The sequence below is a fragment of the Amycolatopsis sp. cmx-11-12 genome (assembly GCF_046269425.1).
Lineage (GTDB): Bacteria > Actinomycetota > Actinomycetes > Mycobacteriales > Pseudonocardiaceae > Amycolatopsis.
This window is the reverse complement of record NZ_JADNQM010000010.1, coordinates 122517-140022: the sequence shown is the minus strand read 5'-3', so window position 1 is coordinate 140022 and position 17506 is coordinate 122517. Positions and strand designations below refer to the sequence as shown.

At 69.4% G+C, this 17506-nt stretch carries 11 protein-coding genes; 8 read left to right on the top strand and 3 right to left on the bottom strand.

From position 1 onward, the window contains the following. The first annotated feature begins 87 nt into the window (after positions 1-87). Positions 88-1827 (top strand): condensation domain-containing protein, encoded by a 1740-nt coding sequence (locus ACLARN_RS16390; RefSeq protein WP_409492259.1) that lies wholly within the window; start codon positions 88-90, stop codon positions 1825-1827. A 22-nt stretch (positions 1828-1849) separates the two neighbouring features. Continuing rightward, the gene (locus tag ACLARN_RS16385; protein WP_409492258.1) at positions 1850-3115 is read left to right on the top strand and encodes an MFS transporter; all 1266 of its coding nucleotides are present in this window, start codon (positions 1850-1852) and stop codon (positions 3113-3115) included. 117 nt (positions 3116-3232) lie between these two features. Here ACLARN_RS16385 and ACLARN_RS16380 read toward each other — a convergent pair whose 3' ends face one another. The 3 genes from ACLARN_RS16380 to ACLARN_RS16370 form a co-directional block, all read right to left on the bottom strand. After that, positions 3233-4216: an aldo/keto reductase gene (locus ACLARN_RS16380; RefSeq protein WP_409492257.1), complete on the bottom strand. Its 984-nt coding sequence runs from the start codon at positions 4214-4216 to the stop codon at positions 3233-3235. A gap of 5 nt (positions 4217-4221) precedes the next feature. Then, positions 4222-5526 (bottom strand): PLP-dependent aminotransferase family protein, encoded by a 1305-nt coding sequence (locus tag ACLARN_RS16375; protein WP_409492256.1) that lies wholly within the window; start codon positions 5524-5526, stop codon positions 4222-4224. Positions 5527-5706: 180 nt separating this feature from the next. Further along, positions 5707-7023, bottom strand: a complete 1317-nt coding sequence (locus ACLARN_RS16370) for an acyl-CoA thioester hydrolase/BAAT C-terminal domain-containing protein (RefSeq protein ID WP_409492255.1) — start codon at positions 7021-7023, stop codon at positions 5707-5709. 180 nt (positions 7024-7203) lie between these two features. On the opposite strand from ACLARN_RS16370, the gene ACLARN_RS16365 reads away from it, so the two are divergent. The 6 genes from ACLARN_RS16365 to ACLARN_RS16340 are packed head-to-tail and all read left to right on the top strand — an operon-like array spanning position 7204 to position 17331. Next, a complete protein-coding gene (locus ACLARN_RS16365; protein ID WP_409492254.1) occupies positions 7204-7719 on the top strand; it encodes a hypothetical protein in 516 nt (171 codons plus the stop codon). Continuing rightward, positions 7716-8747 (top strand): BtrH N-terminal domain-containing protein, encoded by a 1032-nt coding sequence (locus ACLARN_RS16360; protein WP_409492253.1) that lies wholly within the window; start codon positions 7716-7718, stop codon positions 8745-8747. The genes ACLARN_RS16365 and ACLARN_RS16360 overlap by 4 nt, the downstream gene beginning before the upstream one ends. Then, on the top strand, positions 8744-12046 hold the full coding sequence (locus ACLARN_RS16355; RefSeq protein WP_409492252.1) for a non-ribosomal peptide synthetase: 3303 nt from the start codon (positions 8744-8746) through the stop codon (positions 12044-12046). The genes ACLARN_RS16360 and ACLARN_RS16355 overlap by 4 nt, the downstream gene beginning before the upstream one ends. After that, a complete protein-coding gene (locus ACLARN_RS16350; RefSeq protein WP_409492251.1) occupies positions 12046-13212 on the top strand; it encodes an acyl-CoA dehydrogenase family protein in 1167 nt (388 codons plus the stop codon). The genes ACLARN_RS16355 and ACLARN_RS16350 overlap by 1 nt, the downstream gene beginning before the upstream one ends. Beyond that, the gene (locus tag ACLARN_RS16345; protein WP_409492250.1) at positions 13203-14285 is read left to right on the top strand and encodes an acyl-CoA dehydrogenase family protein; all 1083 of its coding nucleotides are present in this window, start codon (positions 13203-13205) and stop codon (positions 14283-14285) included. Before ACLARN_RS16350 ends, ACLARN_RS16345 begins: the two co-directional genes overlap by 10 nt. A gap of 10 nt (positions 14286-14295) precedes the next feature. After that, positions 14296-17331 (top strand): amino acid adenylation domain-containing protein, encoded by a 3036-nt coding sequence (locus ACLARN_RS16340; protein WP_409492249.1) that lies wholly within the window; start codon positions 14296-14298, stop codon positions 17329-17331. Positions 17332-17506: the final 175 nt, after the last annotated feature.

Genomic DNA, 17506 nt, shown 5'->3' with positions numbered 1-17506 from the left:
ACCGGCGCAATAACTATAGTGAAGATCCGTGGATGACCGCCACGGATCCGCGCCGGACTTGTCAGGGGCTGAGGAACGATGGTGCAGATGGGTCGTCTGTCGGCCGAGCGCAGGCTCCTTGTCGACCGGATGCGGGCGGACCGGGCGGAGGCCGGAACACCGGCTCTCCGGCCGCGGCCTTCGGACGAGGCACTGGCGCCCCTGTCCTACGCCCAGGAACAGATATGGCTGCTCGAACAGTTGCTCGGCCCGGCCGTCGTCGGGTCCTCCCCAGTGTTCCTGCGCGTCACGGGCGCGCTCGACACGGAGGCGTTGCGGCGTGCGGTCACTGCCCTCATCGGCAGGCATGAAGCGTTGCGCACGACCATCGCGATGGTCGGCGGCGAACCGAGGCAGGAGATCCATCCACCCCCGTTCGTCGACTTCGAGGTCGTCGACGTGGCCGGACGCGACGACGAGGCGTGTGCCGAGTACGCGCGTCAGGAGTTGGCCAGGGGATTCGACGTACGCACGGGCCCGATCCTGCGCACCAGGGTGTACCGCAGGGCGGCCGAGGACGCGTTCCTGCTCGTGGCCCGGCACCATCTCCTCGTCGACGCCGCGTCGGACGCCGTGTTCCTCGCCGAGCTGGGCGAGTTGTACGTCGCCGAGGTGACCGGGACTCCGGCCGCGCTGCCCGAACTGTCCGTGCAGTACCCGGACTTCGCCGTATGGCAGCGAAACTGTCTCACCGATGCGCGGACGGAGGCTCTGGTGTCCTATTGGGACGCCAAACTGGCCGATCCGCCGCGTCCGCTGTCCCTGCCGGGAACCCGGCCCCGGCCGCCGTTGCGGACCACCCGGGGCGAGTTCCTGGTCACTCCCTTGACCGCGGAGCGGTCCGCCGGGATGCTGGCGCTCGCCAAGGCCGAACGCGTCACGCCGTTCATGCTGCTGCTCGCGATCCTGCGGGTGGTCCTGTGGCGCGCCACCGGTGAGCGGGACGTGCTCGTCGGTACTCCGATGAACGGCCGCACCCGTCCGGAAACGCAGGCCCTGATCGGGTTTCTGCTCAACATGCTGGTGCTGCGCCATTCCGTCGACGACGGGCTCACCGTGCGCGGACTGCTCGCCGGGGAACGGGACTCCGTCCTCGAGGCATACGACCACCAGGAGCTTCCCTATGCCTTGCTGGCACGCAGGCTGGCCAGGCCGATGGCGTTCCTCCAGGTCGTTTTCGCCTATGAGCAGGCGGAATCCTCGGCACTGACCCTGCCGGGGCTCGCGGTGGCCGAGGTCGATCTCGGCCTCGCGGTGTCGCAGAACGACCTGGAGGTCAAGGTCGTGCGCGACGGTGCGGCGATGACCGTCCATTGGGCGTACGACGACCAGATCATCGACCGTGCAACGGTTTCCAGTATGGCCGCCGCGTTCGAGGCATGTTTGGCGGCGGCGATCGACCGGCCGGATCTGCCACTGGGTGAGTTGCCCACGATCGCCGGGATCACCGCGACCACGAGCGTGGTGCCGGACCAGGCACGTCCCACCGGCCGGAGCACCCGGCCGCCGAGCGGCGCGATCGAGGAGCAGATCGCCGAGGTGTGGCGGGAACTCGGGCATCACCCGGTCACGGCGGACGACGATCTGTTCGCCCTCGGCGGTCATTCGCTGACCGTCGCCAAACTGGCCTTCCAGCTGGAGGTCGCCTTCGGACTGACGGTGCCGGTGGCCGACCTGTTCACCCATCCCACGGTCGCGGGCCAGGCCGAGCACATCGAGCGGCTGCTGCGTGCTCGTCTGTCCACAATAGATAGTGCTGAAGTCGAGCGGAAGCTCAACCGGGACTAACCACAACCGAGCGGAGACTGCCATGGCAGAGAGTCGGCTACGCGGACATTCGGACTTCAACAAGCTGTGGTTCGGGCAGACAGTCAGTAACTTCGGCGACCGGATCTCCCGGATCGCGCTGCCGACCATCGCCATCGTCGACCTGCACCGAGGGGCGTTCGAGGTCGGCGTGCTCGCTTTGCTCGGGTCGTTGCCCTTCCTGCTGCTGGGCCCGGTCGCCGGTGTCTGGATCGACCGGGTCTCGCGGCGGACGGTGCTGATCCTCACCGACCTCGGCAGGCTGGTCGTGCTGGCCACCGTGCCGCTGGCGTACTGGCTGGACGTGCTCAGCATGACCCAGCTGTTCGTCGTCGCGGGCCTGACCGCGGTCATGACCGTGTTCTTCGAGGTCGCCTACCAGGCATACCTGCCATCCATCGTCGACAAGGACGCGATCATGGAGGGCAACCAGAAGTTGCAGATCAGCCGCTCCATGGCCACCGTCGGTGGCGCGGCGGCGGGTGGCGGCCTGATGCAGGCGCTCGGCAACGCGGTCGCGGTGCTGGTCGATGCGCTGTCCTTCCTGATCTCGCTGGTCAGCGTGATGCTGATCAAACACCGGGAACCGGAGCGCGAGAAGACGGCCGAAGCCGAGCGTGAAAGCGTGCTCAGTGGAATGCGCGACGGGTTCCGCACGCTTCTCGGCGACGGCAGGCTGCGCAACCTGATGCTGTCGACAACGCTGGTCAACATCTCCACCGGCGTGGCGACACCGCTGGTCCTGTTGTACGCGTACCAGGAAGCGGCACTGACCCAGGCCGAGGTCGGGGTGGCGTTCGCCGCCGCGGGCGTCGGCATGATCGCCGGTGGGCTGCTGGCCAAGAAGGTCGCCGCGGTCGTCGCGGTGAGCGGTTCGCTGGCGCTGTCCATCGTGCTGGTGAGCGTGGCCATCCTGTTGGTGCCGCTGTCCGGTGTGGGCCTGGCGTGGGCCGCGTTGTCCGTTTCGCAGTTCCTGCTGGGATTCGCCTTCTCGATCTACCAGATCCACGTGATGACCTTGGTCCAGACCTTGGTGCCGGTCGAGATGCTCGGCAGGGTCAACGGGGCCGCGTTGTCCGTGGTGTGGGGGATGGCGACGTTCGGGGGAGTGTTCGCGGGTGTGCTCGGCAGCACGCTCGGCTCACGGTCGGGGCTCATCGTCGCCGGTGTCACCGCGCTCGCCGCGGTGCTGTTCATCCTGCTCAGCCCGTTGCGTGCGGTGCGGGATCTGGAGGGACAGGCACCCGTCAAGGTGCACGCGAGGGCATAGGTACGCGGTTGGTGGTCCACCCAAGTACATGAAGGCCCCCTTCCTTGCGCTAGGCGCAAGGAAGGGGGCCTTCATGTACTTGGGTGAGTGGTGTTCTGGGTCCCGCCGCCCCCAGTGCTACTGGGACCAGGCCGTCGGCTCCCGGTCCCACCGGTGCGTCTTCAGCCGGTCCGTCAACTCCCGCGGCAGCGGTGCCCCTTCGGACGCCGCGAGGTTGGCCTCGACGTGCCGGACCGAGCGCATACCGGGGATCACGGTGGCGATGTGCGGGTTGGCGAGGATGAACCTCAGTGCCAGTTCCGGCATCGTCATGCCGTCGGGGACGATCTCGCGCAGCCGGTCGGCCCTGGCGACCGCCGGGATCAGGTTCTCCGGCACGAAGTAGCTGCTGCGCCAGTCTTCGGGCGGCCAGGTCGACTCGGCGGTCAGGGTGCCGGTGAGTGTCCCCTCGTCGAACGGGACCCTGGCGATCACCGCGATGTCCAGTTCCGCGCACCGTGGCAGCAACTCGTCCTCGGGGGCCTGGTCGAAGATGTTGTAGATGATCTGGACCGCGTCGATCAGTCCGGTGTCGATGGTGTCGAGCACGTTCCACGGCTCCCACCGGTTCACGCTGATCCCGATGCCGCCGACCAATCCCTGGTCCTTCAGTTCGCCGACCGCGCGCTGCCAGCTCTTGTCCTGAGCCCAGGAGTCCTCCCAGACATGGAATTGCAGCAGGTCGATGCGCTCGACACCAAGGCAGGCAAGGCTTTTGTGTGTGTACTCGACGATGTGGTCGGCTGGGAAGACGTCTTGCAGACGGGAGTCACGTGTCGACGGCCAAGCCCGGTCCTTCGGGGGGATCTTCGTCGCCACATGGAGTTCGCGGTCAGGGTTGGCCTTGAGCAGTTCGCCGAGCAGGTGCTCGCTGTGGCCACGCCCGTAAATCCACGCCGTGTCGAAGAAGGTACAGCCGAGATCGACCGCTCGTTGCAGGGCCCGCATCCCGGTGTCGTCGTCCGCGCCGGTCCACCCGCCCTCACCGCCCGCGATACCCCACATGCCGTAGCCGACCTCGCTCACCTGATGGCCCAGTCGGCCGAAACGTCGATAGCGCATGGTGATCACCGCTCATTCGTGATTTCTCGGAGGAACCTGGCCAGGCGGAGCACGCCCGCTTCGATCTGAGCCGTGCTCAGGTAACTGCACGACAGGCGCAGCTGGTCGTCACCGCCGTCGCCGAGGTGGAAGTGGCGCATCGGGGTCCAGAGCACGCCGTGGTCGCGCGCGCAGCGTTCGAGCAACTCGTCGTCGACCGGGACCGGCAGCCGCATCCTGACGAAGAAGCCGCCGCTGGGCCGGTTCCAGGAGATCCCGTTCGACCGGTCGAGGTGCTTGTCCATGGTGTCCAGCAGCACCGTGAGATTTCGGCGGTACCGCGAGGCTTTCGCCGACGACACCGACGCGAGGGAGCCGCCGTGCTCCAGCAGCATGCCCGCGATGAGCGCCTGGCTGACCGGCGAGGTGTTGACGGTCACCATGCTCTTGGCCGCCGCGATGTCGTCGGCCAGCGGGTGCGTGGTGGTGTCGTGCACGGGCTGGTCGGCGACGACGTAGCCGACTCTGGCTCCCGGCAGGCAGATCTTGGCGAAGGTGCCGACGTGCAGGACCCGGCCGCGGTCGTCCAACGACTTCAGCGACGGCAGCTTGTCGTCCGCGGCGGCGGTGAAGCCGTACGCGTTGTCCTCGATGATCATCAGGTCGAGTTTGTGCGCCTCATCGAGCAGCTTTCGCCTGGCGCGCAACGGAATGCGTGCGCCGCCGGGGTTGGCGAAGTCAGGCGCCACGTAGAGCGTGCGCACCCGGCCGCCGTCGGCCCGATACGCGTCGCAGACCTGCCGGAGCCGGCCGAGATCGGGCCCGTCGTCGTTCCCGTCGACGGGAACGACGGGGAGATCGAGCAGCCGCGCGGCGCCGAGCACCCCGGGGTAGCAGGGATCGACGACCGCGACCGCGTCGGCCGGGTGGCGGTGCAGGACCCGCAAGGTGAGGAAGATGGCCTCTTGCGCGCCGACCGTGATCACGAGCGACTCCGGCGCGACGTCGATGTCCTCGTCGTTGCGCAGTGCCTCGGCGATGATGTCGTTGATCTGGCCCCGGCTGGGACCGTACTGGTAGAGCACCCGCCGGATGGCCTTGGCGTCGAGCCCCCGGCGCTCCAGATGACGGGAGAAGGCGCCGACGTACCGGTCGATGTCGATGTCGGCGAAGAAGTCCTCATGGGGTGCGCCGGGCGCCATGGAGATGGCGTCCGGATACCGGTCCATCACCTCGTTGAGGAAGTTCATGGCGGACAGCACGGGATCGGCGACCGAGCCGTGCAGGTCGGTCGTTTTCAGCGGCACGTGGCTCGGCGTGGTCGTCGTCATGGTCGCCTCACTCCTCAGCCCCGGCCGAGGGCGCGAGTAGGTGAGCCGTCGGCACGGAATTCGTCGCACGACCATTCCCGGTCATCCGGTTTTCCCCAGGGTTCACACCAGTCAACACGCAGCCTGGAATCGCGTTACCGATGGTCGTGGATCGTCGGTTATCAGCCGGTGATGAGTCATTCAGGACCGCAGATGTTCGTCGAAGAACTCGATCAGCGCGTGCCAGGCCCCCACCCGGGCGGCGGCATTGGCCTTCGCCGAACCCCCGGTGCGGAATTTCACGCCGGGGCCGGCGGTCACGATCTCGGTCGTCGGCCCGTACGGCGGCCCCGCGATCAGGTGACCGGCGTCGGGGAAGTGGACGTGGGCGGCGCTGTGACCGGCCGCGGTCAGCCGGTGGAGGGCGAGTTCGCTCAACTCCGTGCACGGCCACATGAGGTCGTCGCCCGCGGTGATCGCCAGCACCGCCCCGCGGATCCGTTCGACCGGGATCGCGGCGGCGGCCAGAGCGTCCAGGTCGGTCAGGCTCGGAGAGAAGGCCAGCCCGAGTTCGACAGGCTCCTTCGCCGCGACCTGGTCGGTCAGTTCCGCCGGGATCCGGTTGGGCAGGAACGGCAACGGCTTGCCGCGATAGGTCCACGCGGGCACCTGGTCGGACAGGATGTCGAGCAGGTGCTGCTTGGGGCTGATGCCCTGGGTGATCACTCCGCAGCCGACCAGGCTGACCGCGGCCGTGATGTCGGGATAGGTGGCGGCGAGCAGCAGGGCCGCCTCCCCGCCCCGCGAGCCGCCGACCACGCCGATCCGGTCACCCCGGACCCGGCGCCTGTCCCGCAGGAACGAGATGGCCGTCGCGAAGTATTCGAGCGGGATGTTCACCAGGCCCGCCGGCACCCCGCGCATCCCGAAGTAGGCGAGGGCGAGTACCGCGTACCCCCGTGCCGCCAGCAGCGCGGCATCCAGTTCGTGCAGGCCACCCTCGGCGCCGCCGATCAACAGCACGCCGGGGTACGGTCCGCCTTCCTGCGGCCAGAACAGCGTTCCGACCAGGCCGTTGCTGCGTACCGGGATGCGCTGGACGTCAGGGGGCAGGCGCAGCCGGTCGACGGTCGCCGTGGCCAGCGGCCGCCCGTCGCCGGTCTCGGCCGTCACCTCCAAGGACGACGGCGGAAGCGGACGGCGGTCGCGCAGCGACTTGTCCGGTTTGCCGACGGCCTCCATCGACCACACCAGGCCCATCGGATCCGGCTCGTCGTAGGGGCCCGTCGTCGGGGTGGCTTCGGCGAGGGACAACCCGCCGTCCTCGCCGGTGCGGAAGCCGGCGGTCGCTTGCCACCGCTGTCCGTACTGGTCGACCGTCCGGCAGTGCACGACCACGTCTTCGGCGGGGCCGCAGCCGGTCAGCCGGATGTCCAGCGGGGTGTCGACGAGCGGCTGCGACGGCTCGATCGTCAGGCGCGCGGACGTGGGAGAGCGATGGGTGAGCCCATCCGGCATCTTTTGCTCCCGATAACTTCAGTGATATACAGGACTTTACAACAGTCAAGTTGTGGAGTGTCTATGGTAGACCACGTATCTTCCGGACCCCTTGTCGCCGGGCTGACGGCGGCCGCGGGTAACGACCATGATTCGCGATTTCGCCAGGTTGATCTGGACCTTCACCGCGACAACGTAGGGGTGACGTCGTCCTCGGCGACCGGGTGCGGAGCGTTCAACGTCTGGGGGAACTCGCTTCCCGCCGAGGAGCTCCCGTCGGCCGGGACCATCCGGGTCGACGGCGTGCCCTTCGATTTCCCCGCCACCGGCCCGGACCGGCCTGACAACGTCCGGTGCGCGGGGCAGCACATCACCGTGGTGCCGGGCCGGTACGACTGGCTCTATCTGCTCACGGCGGCCGAGCGGCGGGTCGAGGACGAGATCGCCTTCCACTACGCGGATGGCTCGGTCGACTTCGAACCGCTGCGCGTGTCGGACTTCTGGGCGGCGCCCGCGGTGTTCGGCGAGACGTCGGCCTTCACCACGTTCGCGATGCACTACCCGTACCACGTGCAGGCGAACGTTCCCGCGATGGTCTGGTGCCAGCGTGTTCCGCTTGTGCGCCGGTCCGCACTCGCCGCCATGCGGCTGCCACGCAACCCCGCCGCACATATTTTCGCCGCGACGCTCGTGGTGTGGAAGGGATACGACCGGTGACCGGGCTACGACAGGACCTGGCGATCCAGCACTGGTATCGCGACCACGTGAGCTGCTTGCAATCGACGTTGGCCTCGCTGCTCATCCGGGAAGGGGAGGACCCGCTCGGCGCGCTCGGGCTGAGCTGGGAGTTCAAGCACCTGCCCGGGGATGTGCGGCCGGAGGAGTTCTACTGGCCGTGCGACGGCGACCTGGTCGGCGCCCTGCTGCCCCATCACCGGGCCGGATCGGCCTGGCGCAACGCCCCGGCCGCCGACCCGCTCGCGCCGCTGGAATCGGTACTGGCGGAGAACAGGCTGCCCATCGTCGCGGTGGACAACTATCACCTGCCGTTCCGCCCCGCCTACCACGACGTGCACTCGGCGCACCTGATCATCGTGTCCGGCATCGACCGGGTGGCAGGCGAGGTAGTGGTCAGCGACGCCATGCCGCCCGCCTACCAGGGACGGCTCGCCATCGACGATCTGCTGCGCAGCTGGACGTCGGTGAACCCCCGCGAACAGGAGGCTTTCTTCAGCGGAGTGCACATCGACGGGCGGTGGCTCGACGTCACCCTCGACACGCCTTTCCCGCCGCTGACCCCGGCCCGGCTGCGTGAGGCACTGGCCGCGAACCTGGCCCGGTTCGCCAGTGCCGGGCCGGAACGGGTGGGCCTGCGCGGACTGGCCGAGTTCGGCGCGGAGCTGGTGACCGCCGCCCGCGACGGGGACCGGACCACGGTCGAGCAGGTCTACCCGTTCGGCTGGGGAATGCAGGCACAGGCGGCGTTGCACGGGGAACTGTTGCGGGACCTCGGTGTCCGGTGGCGCAACCCGTTGCTCGCGGAGGCCGGACGGCGTACCGAGCATGTCGCGCACGCGTGGACACCCGTGCGGGTCTGCGCGGCCTACGGGCGGGCCGATCCTCCCGCTTGTGCCGACGATCTCGCGTACCGGACCGCCCGGTTGCGACGAGCCCACGAAGAGGCGATAGCGGCGATCGAACAAGCCATCGCGACGCTGGACGACGGAAGTGGTGAGATCGGATGACGAGTTTGCTGCGAGACCGGCTTGAGCTGCTTCCGCAGGATCGGCGGGACAGATTTCTCGCGCTGCTGCAGTGTGCCGACGGCGACCGGCCGCCCGCGGCGCCGATCCGCCGCTCCGGCGCGGACAGCGCCCCGCTGGCCCACCCGCAGAACACCTTGCGCCTGCTCGACGAGCGGCTGGGCACGCTCGGCGATGACCATGCCACGGTCCTGATCACCTGGGACGGTGAGCTCGACACCGAAGCGCTCCGGCGCGCACTGGTCGCGCTCGTCGCGCGCCACGACAGTTTGCGGATATCGTTGCCGGACAACGGTTCTGGGCCAGTACAGCGGATCACGCGGGAAACGGCGGCCGAGCTGCCGGTGATCGAGGTGGAGTCCGGCGACGCGCGTGCCGCGGCCATCGCCTTCGCCGCGGAACCCTTCGACCTGGCGGACGGGCCGCTGTGGCGGGCTGGTCTGGTGGCCTTGGGACCGGGCAGGCACCTGTTCGTCTTCGCCGCGTGCCGTCTGGTCTTCGACACCGACTCGGTCCAGGTCCTGCTGAACGATCTCGCTGAGCTGTATCGAGCCGAAACGACTGGCACAGCGCCGGAACTGCCCGCGTTGCCGGTCGGCTACCTCGACTACACGCACTGGCGGCACGGCGCGATGGCAGGCAACGAACACGCTCGGCTGACCGAGTACTGGCGCCAGCAACTGCAAAGCCCGCCGGTGGTCGATCTGCCCGCCGACCGGGTGCGGCCGACCGAACCCGCGGGCACCGCGTCGAGTACCCGGCTGCCGGTCGGTCAGGATCTCCTCACACGGGTGCGCGAACTGGCGTCCGAGCTGGACGTGCCGCCGTCCACGGTCTACCTCTCCGCGCTGTTCGTGCTCCTGCGGCGCTACACCGGCCAGAGCGGGCAGATCGTGGGAACGCCGGTCACCGGGCGCGATCGCCCCCAGACGGCCTCCCTGATCGGGAACTTCGCCGACCTGCTCGCCCTGCGGGTCGACCTCGCCGGGACACCCACCTTCCGTGACGTCGTGCGCCGCGTGCACCTGGTCGTCGAGGGCGCCGAGGCCAATGCCGGGTTGCCGTTCCACGACGTGGTGCGGGCACTGGAGACCGCGGGCGAAGTCCTGATGTCGCAGTTGGTGCAGATCGTGTTCTCCGTGCGTGACCCGATCGACGCCCCCGAACTCGCCGGGTTGCGGACCGGCGTCGAGGTGCCCGGCCCGTCGATCGTCCGGTTCGACGTGGCGATCGACCTGGTCGAGGCGGGGCCGGAGCCCCATGTGGCCGCCACCTACCGGACCGACCTGTTCGACGCCGTCACGGTCGGCGACCTGCTCGACCACTACCTGCGGCTGACGGCGTCGCTGGCGGGCGATCCCGGGGCGCCGATCGCCCGCGCCGAACTGCTGTCCGCCGCGGCGCGCGACGAACTGGTCGGGGGATGGGACGGGATCTACCGGTCCTCGCCGCCCGCGACGATCCACGGCTGGTTCGCCGACCAGGCCGCGCGTACTCCGGACGCGTGCGCCGTCGTCGCGGGCGACGAGCGGCTCAGCTACCTGGAGCTGGACACGAAGGCCGACGCGCTGGCCGACGTGCTGCGGGCCTCGGGGGCCCGGCCGGGACGGATCGTGGCGGTCTGCCTGCCGCGGGGCGCCGACTACCTGGTGGCCGTCCTCGCCGTGCTCAAAGCGGGCGCGGCCTTCCTGCCGCTGGACCCGTCGCATCCGTCCGGCAGGCTGCGGACACTGCTCGGCGACGCTGCCCCCGTCGTGGTCCTGACCACGACCGAGCTGACCGGCGAGTTGTCGGACGCCGACTGGCACACGCTGACCACGGCCGACCGGGCTCCCGACGGCGCGACGCCCGGCGACGGCGCGGACGCCGGTCCCGGCGACCTCGCCTACGTCCTCTACACCTCAGGCAGCACCGGTACCCCGAAGGGCGTGCTGATCGAGCACCGGGCGGTCGTGAACTTCGTCGAGGCGATGCGGGACCTGTTCGTGCTCACCCCGGCCGACCGGATGCTCGGCTACGCCTCGACCACGTTCGACGTGTCGATCTTCGAGATGTTCGGAGCACTGCTGACCGGCGGGCGGCTGTGCCTCGCGCTGGACAGCGACCGCCTGGACATCGAGCGTTTGCAGCGGCTGCTCCAACAGGAGGAGATCACCGTCACCGACCTGCCCCCGTCGGTGATGGCCATGCTGGAGCCCGAGCGGTTGGACAAGCTGCGGATCGCTTTCGTCGGCGGCGAGGCGTTTCCCCGGGAACTCGTCAACCGGTGGAATCGCGGACGCCGGTTCTTCAACGGATACGGCCCGACCGAGTGCACCGTCACGATGATCGTGCACGAATGTGCCGACCCGGTGGACTCCTCGCCACCGATCGGCCTCCCCATCGCCAACCACGTCGCCCACGTGCTCGACGAGAACCTGGAGCCGGTTCCGTACGGTGTTCCCGGCGAGCTGGTGATCGGCGGGCTGGGCCTGGCGAGGGGATACCTGAACGAACCCGGGTTGACCGAGCGGAAGTTCGTCGCCGACCCGTTCGGTTCGGCACCGGACGGGCGTCTGTATCGCACCGGAGACCTCGTGAAACGCCGCCGGGACGGCGCGCTGGTCTTCCTCGGCCGGATCGACCGGCAGCTCAAGATCCGCGGGATGCGCATCGAGCCAGCCGAGATCGAGGCGTCCTTGTCCGGCCACGCCGACGTCCGTCAGGCGTTCGCCGACTCCTGGACCGACTCGCGGGGCGAGCCGCACCTCGTCGCCTACGTCAGTCTGGCCGCCGGTGCCGATACCGGCTCGCAGGACCTGCGTGCGTACCTGGTCACGATGCTGCCCCCGCCGGTGGTCCCCAGCCGGGTGGTGATCGTTCCCGAGCTGCCGCTGACCTCCAGCGGCAAGGTGGACCGCGCGGCGCTGCCCGCACCCGAGGTGGCCACCGCGCCGGCGGTGACCGTCGACCGGCCGGAGACCGAGCGGGTCATCGCCGACGAACTGTTCGGCCGGGTACTGGGCGTGGCGACGGTCGATTCGCACACCAGCTTCTTCGAACTCGGCGGCAGCAGTCTGCAAGCGGCTCAGGTGATCTTCGGTATCCGGCGGTCGTTCGACGTGGAGGTGAGCGTGGCGGACTTCTTCCGTGACGCCACGGCTTTCGGTCTCGCCGCGGTGGTCGACCGGCTGCGCGCGGCCCAGTTGGACGACCGGAGCCTGCTCGACCTCGTCGAGCGAATGTCCGATGAGGACGTCGACCGGATCATGCGGCTCGAGCGTGCGGAGGAGGCAGGCTGATGGACTTCGGCATGACGGAACACGACTGGAAGCTCCGTACCCTGGTCGCGGACGCGGTACTGGACACGCGGGTCCAGGAGGCACTCGACGCGGTAGTGGCCGACTCGGCGCCGGAGCCGGATGTCCGTGCCCTGTACCGGGAATTGGGGCGCCATCGGCTGCTCGCGCCGCACTGGCCGGTCGAGTACGGCGGGCTGGGCACCTCGCACACCGGGGCGGCCACGATAGTCACCGACCTCTTCGCCGCGGGCGTACCGGACATGCAGCAGGTACTGAGCGTCCAGATCGTGGGCGCGTTCCTGCTCACCGCCGGATCCGACGAGCAGAAGCGGCGTTACCTGCCCGCGATGGCCGCGGGGGAGCGGTTCGCGACCGTGCTCTACACCGAACCCGAGGTCGGATCCGACCTGGCGTCACTCCAGACCACGGCGGTGCGGGACGGCGACGACTACCTGCTGTCCGGCGTGAAGGTCTACGGGCTCAAGAGCGGCATGTCGGATCTGGCGCTGTGCGCGGTCCGCACCGGCGCCGAGGCGGGCAGATACGACGGCATCACACTGTTCCTGATCGACCTGACGGCCGACGGGGTCACCCGGTCGAATCTGCCGACCATGGCCGACGAACAGTTCGACCGGGTGGAACTGGACCGGGTCAGGGTAGGGCCCGAGACGATGGTCGGGGCGGAGGGCGACGGCTGGCCGTTGCTGCTCCAATGTCTCGCGCTGGAGCGCACCGGGCTGGACTACTCGCTTCGGGCCCGCCGCTGGTACGAGACCACGCTGGCGGGCATCGACCCGGACGAGACCGACAGCGCGCTGCTCGCCGACATCGGCAGGTACGGCGTCCACGTCGAAACGGCCTCGCTGATGACCTCGTCAGTACTCAGCCGGATGGACCGGCAGGTGACCGACGAGGTGATGGCCGCGATGGCCAAGTACGTCACCAGTGAGACGGCGCAGCAGGTGGCCGTGTGGGCCACCGAAGTCCACGGGCTCGGCTACGGCCTGCGGTCGCTGTCACGGGAGGACATCGCGGTGCTCGAGGCGGGCTACCGGGAGGCGGCGGGCGTGACGCTCGCCGCGGGCACCTCGCAGATCATGCTCGAGATCGTCAGCGGCTCGATCGCGGCCGCGGGTTCCACACAGGAGGCCTGGCCATGGACCTGACCGTCGACCCCCTGGTCGAACAACTCCGGCGGGTGATCTCCGCCGGCCTCACACCCGTCACCGACGACGACCCCGAACGGCTCTGGCCGGTGCTGGTGGACTACGAGGTGCCCGCCTTCGAGGCGCCTCCGTCGGCCGGCGGCTACGGGCTGGGGCTGACCAGCGGCGTGGTGGTGAGCAGTGAGCTGGGCCGCCGGGCGCTGCCCGACCTGTACACCGGCACCGCGCTGGTCGTGGACGCGATGAGCTCGTCCGGCGACCGGACCGGGATGGCCGCCTCGCTGGTCGGTGGCAAAGGCCCCGTGGTCCTCGCGGGGATGGACGCGCTCCCCGGATCGGGCCGGCGGGACAGGCCGACCGGCAAGCCCGTCGCCGGCGGGATCGAGCTGGCGGGCGAGGTACTGGTCGACGGCAGTGCGCCCGCCTTCGCCGGGTGTTGTTTCCCTGTCGCCACAACCGATTCGGTCCTGCTGGTGCTGCTCACGCCGGAAGCGTTCTCCCCGGTGATCGCCGACGGCCCGCCCGGCTTGTCCCGGGTCCGCCTCGACGGGATGGTCGTGAGTGACGACGAGATCGCCGGTTCACTCGGCACCGGCGATCCACTGTCGGATCCGGACGGCATCCTGAGCAGGGCCCGGCTCAGGCAGGCCGCGTACCTGCTCGGCCTGGCGGCCGGTGCGCAGTCGCTGGCCGCCGCGCACGCGAGCACGCGCCGCCAGTTCGGCCGTCCGGTGGTCGAGTTCCAGACCGTCGGGTTCACCCTTGCCCGTTCGGCCATCGCCCTGCGCGCGGTGTACCTGGCCATCGAGCGGGCGGCGTGGCTGGCCGACGACGGCGCACTCGATCCACTGGCCGCTGTCGAGGCGCTGGCGTTCAGCGCGGAGACCGGGATGACGGTGATCAGGGCGGCGACGCAGATCCACGGCGCGGTCGGGCTGACCCGCCTGTCCGCGATGCACCGCTACTACCTCGCGGCCCGGCGGCACACGACCGGATGGGCGTCTCCGTCCCGGTTGTGGTGTGAGGCGGGGGCACGCCGGCTCGCCTCCGGGCGCTCGGCGACGACACACTGAGGAGAGCACGATGTCGTCCACGGAGAAAACCGCCCGGCTGGCGCTGGTGCGTGGCGAGAAGGTCGAGTTCGACGACGAGCGGACAGTCGTGCGGATGATCGAAGACCAGGCCGCCCGGGTTCCCAACGATCCGGCGATCACGTTCGGGGACGTGACGCTGACTTATCGCGAGGTCGACCGGCGGGCCAACGCGCTCGCCGGGCAGCTGCGGGAGGCGGGCGTCAAGCACGGCGACTTCGTCCCGTTGCTGATGACCAAGGGCCTCGAAGTGCCGATCGGCATGATCGCCGCGATGAAACTCGGCGCGCCGTTCGTGCCGATGGACGTCGATTGGCCCGAGGCACGGATCAAGGACATGGTCGTGGCCATGGCGCCGCCGGTGGTGCTCTGCGCCGGTGGGACGCCATCCGCCGGGCTGCCCGGTGTCATCAGCTTCGACGCCACCACGCTGCCCGAACGTGACCCGGCCGACGACGGTCCACCCGCCGGCCTCGACGACTTGGCCTACGGCTTCTATACGTCAGGGTCCACTGGCAAGCCGAAATGCGCCCTCAACGTGCACCGCGGCCTGCGCAACCGGTTCCTCTACATGAACAAATGCTTCCCCGATCGGACCGGCCACGTCGTGTTGCAGACCAGCACGCATGTCTTCGACCCCACGCTGTGGCAGCTGCTGTGGCCGTTGACCAACGGGCACCGGACGGTCGTGCCCGTGTCGACCGGCCTTGTCGACCTCGCGTCGATCATCGAGATGATCGAGCGTCACCGGGTGACGATCACCGACCTGGTCCCGTCGGTGTTCAACGTGCTGGTCGAGCTGCTCGGCGCGGAGCCGTCGATGGCAGGCCACCTGCGGTCCCTGCACGACCTGGTGATCGGCGGGGAGGAGATGCAGGCGGCCGCGGTACGGCGCTTCCGGGACATGGTCCCGCACGTGCGCGTCACCAACACCTACGGGCCGACAGAGGCGGCCATCGGGATGATCTTCCACGAGGTCGGCGACGCCGACGCGGAGATCGTGCCGATCGGACTGCCGATCGACAACACCTGTGCGGCCATTGTGGACGGTGACCTGCGTCCTGTACGCGAGGACGTGGTCGGTCACCTCTACATCGGCGGGGAGTGCCTCGGCCGCGGGTACCTCGGCGAGCGGGCCAAGACCGAGGCCGCGTTCGTCGACAATCCCTTCCCTGGACTGGAAACCCGCTTGCTCTACCGCACCGGTGACCTGGCCAGCCTGCGTGCGGACGGCCGCATCATGTTCCACGGCAGGCAGGACGACCAGGTCAAGATCGCGGGCCTGCGCGTCGAGCTCGGCGAGATCGCCACGGTGCTGCGGGCTCATCCCGACGTGTCCGAGGCGAAGGTGGTCGTGCACACCCAGGCGGAGGACAAGCGGCTGATCGCGTTCGTCACCACCCGAGGGCCGGTGGGCCCGGCCGAGTTGCTGGAGCACGCCAGGGCCGCCCTGCCTGCCTACATGGTCCCGGCCCGCGTCACCGTGCTGGACACGATGCCGTTGCTGCCCAACGGAAAGCTGGACGGTGTCGAGTTGGCGAGGCGTGCGTCCGACCGGGGTGAGCCGCCGTGCCGGACCGGCGACACGGTCAGCGCGACCGAAGGTGCCCTCGCCGAGATCTGGACAGAGGTGCTCGGCATCGACCCGATCACCCGGTCGGACAACTTCTTCGCACTGGGCGGCGACTCGCTCGGTGCCCAGCGCATGGTGCTGGCGGTGCGGAAAAGGCTGGGGCAGGCAGTATCCGTCCAGGACGTGGTCCGGGCGCCGGATCTCGCCGCGCTCGCCGAACGGCTAGCCGGACGAGTGCTCGACGCCGGTGAGTCGCCGGGCGCGGACATCGAACTGCCCGACGACATCCGGCCCGTCGAGCCGCCTCTGCCCGGCCCGCCCGGCCAGATCCTGCTCACCGGCGCGACCGGGTTCATCGGGGCTCAACTGCTGCACGATCTGCTGACCACCACCTCGGCGACCGTGCACTGTCTCGTCCGTGCGCCGGATGTGGCTTCCGGGCGCCGGCGCCTGTGCGAGACGCTGGCCGAATACCGGCTGATCTCCAGTACCCCACTGGACCGGATGCGGGTGGTGCCCGGCGACCTGGCCAAACCGAGACTGGGAATCGGCGCTCAGACCTACGAGATGCTCGCCGAGACGGTCGACGCCGTCGTGCACTGCGGCGCCCTGGTCAACCTGGTGCTCGGCTACGCCTTCCACCGCAAGGCAAACGTGCACGGGACGCGGGAGATCCTGCGGCTCGCGGCACGCAGGCGGACGAAGCCGGTGCACTACGTCTCGACCCTCAGTGTCTTCGGACCGGCCGCCCGCGCGGGCAGGATGCCGATCCCCGAACTGCCCGTGTCCGGCATCGAACCACCGCCGGACGGCTACAGCCTCTCGAAATGGGTGGGCGAACAACTGGTCGTCGCGGCGGGGGAGCGGGGTGTGCCGCTGGCCGTGTACCGCCTCGGCGAGGTGATGCCACACTCGGGCACCGGTGTGCCGTCACCGACGAGCCTGCCCGACATGCTGGTCGGCGCCTGCCTGCGGCTCGGTGTCGCCCCGGCCACCCCCGTGGTGCTGGACTACACGCCGATCGACTATGTCGGGCAGATGATCACCGCGGGTGTGGCGACCGGCGCGAGCGGCGTGTTCCACGTCCTGCCACCACAGGCGATGCGCCTCGACGAACTGCTGGACGGCTTCGGCCGGGAGTTCGGCCTGAGCCCGGTGTCCTACCGTGAATTCTGGGCCATGGTCGAGGAGGCTGCACAGACCGGCGACCCGGTCTACACCCGGCTGCTCGCCGCCGTGCCCGCGGCCGGACTCGAAGTCGACGACACCACCCTGCTCGCCGAGTTGACGACGCTGTTCCAGGACGGCAGCAGGGTTTTCTCCACGGCACGGGCGGCGGTGCTGCGCGCCCAGAACGGGATGGCCCCGGCGCCGATCGGCGGGGAGGCCATCGCGCGCTATGTCGCCCACCACCGCGGTCTGATGCGCGCCGCGGAACCCTCCACCAGTTCCTGACAAGGGAGAGGGGTGTGTGGAAATAGGGACTCGACGTCCCCATTTCCACACACCCCTCACCCAACGTCACGTGCGCGCGTTCACCTGGCCGTGAAGGCCTCCTTGCCTACCCTGAAGGTAGGGAAAGAGTCCTTCACTACCCGCCACCCGGCACAACATCGTTGACTGTCCCCAA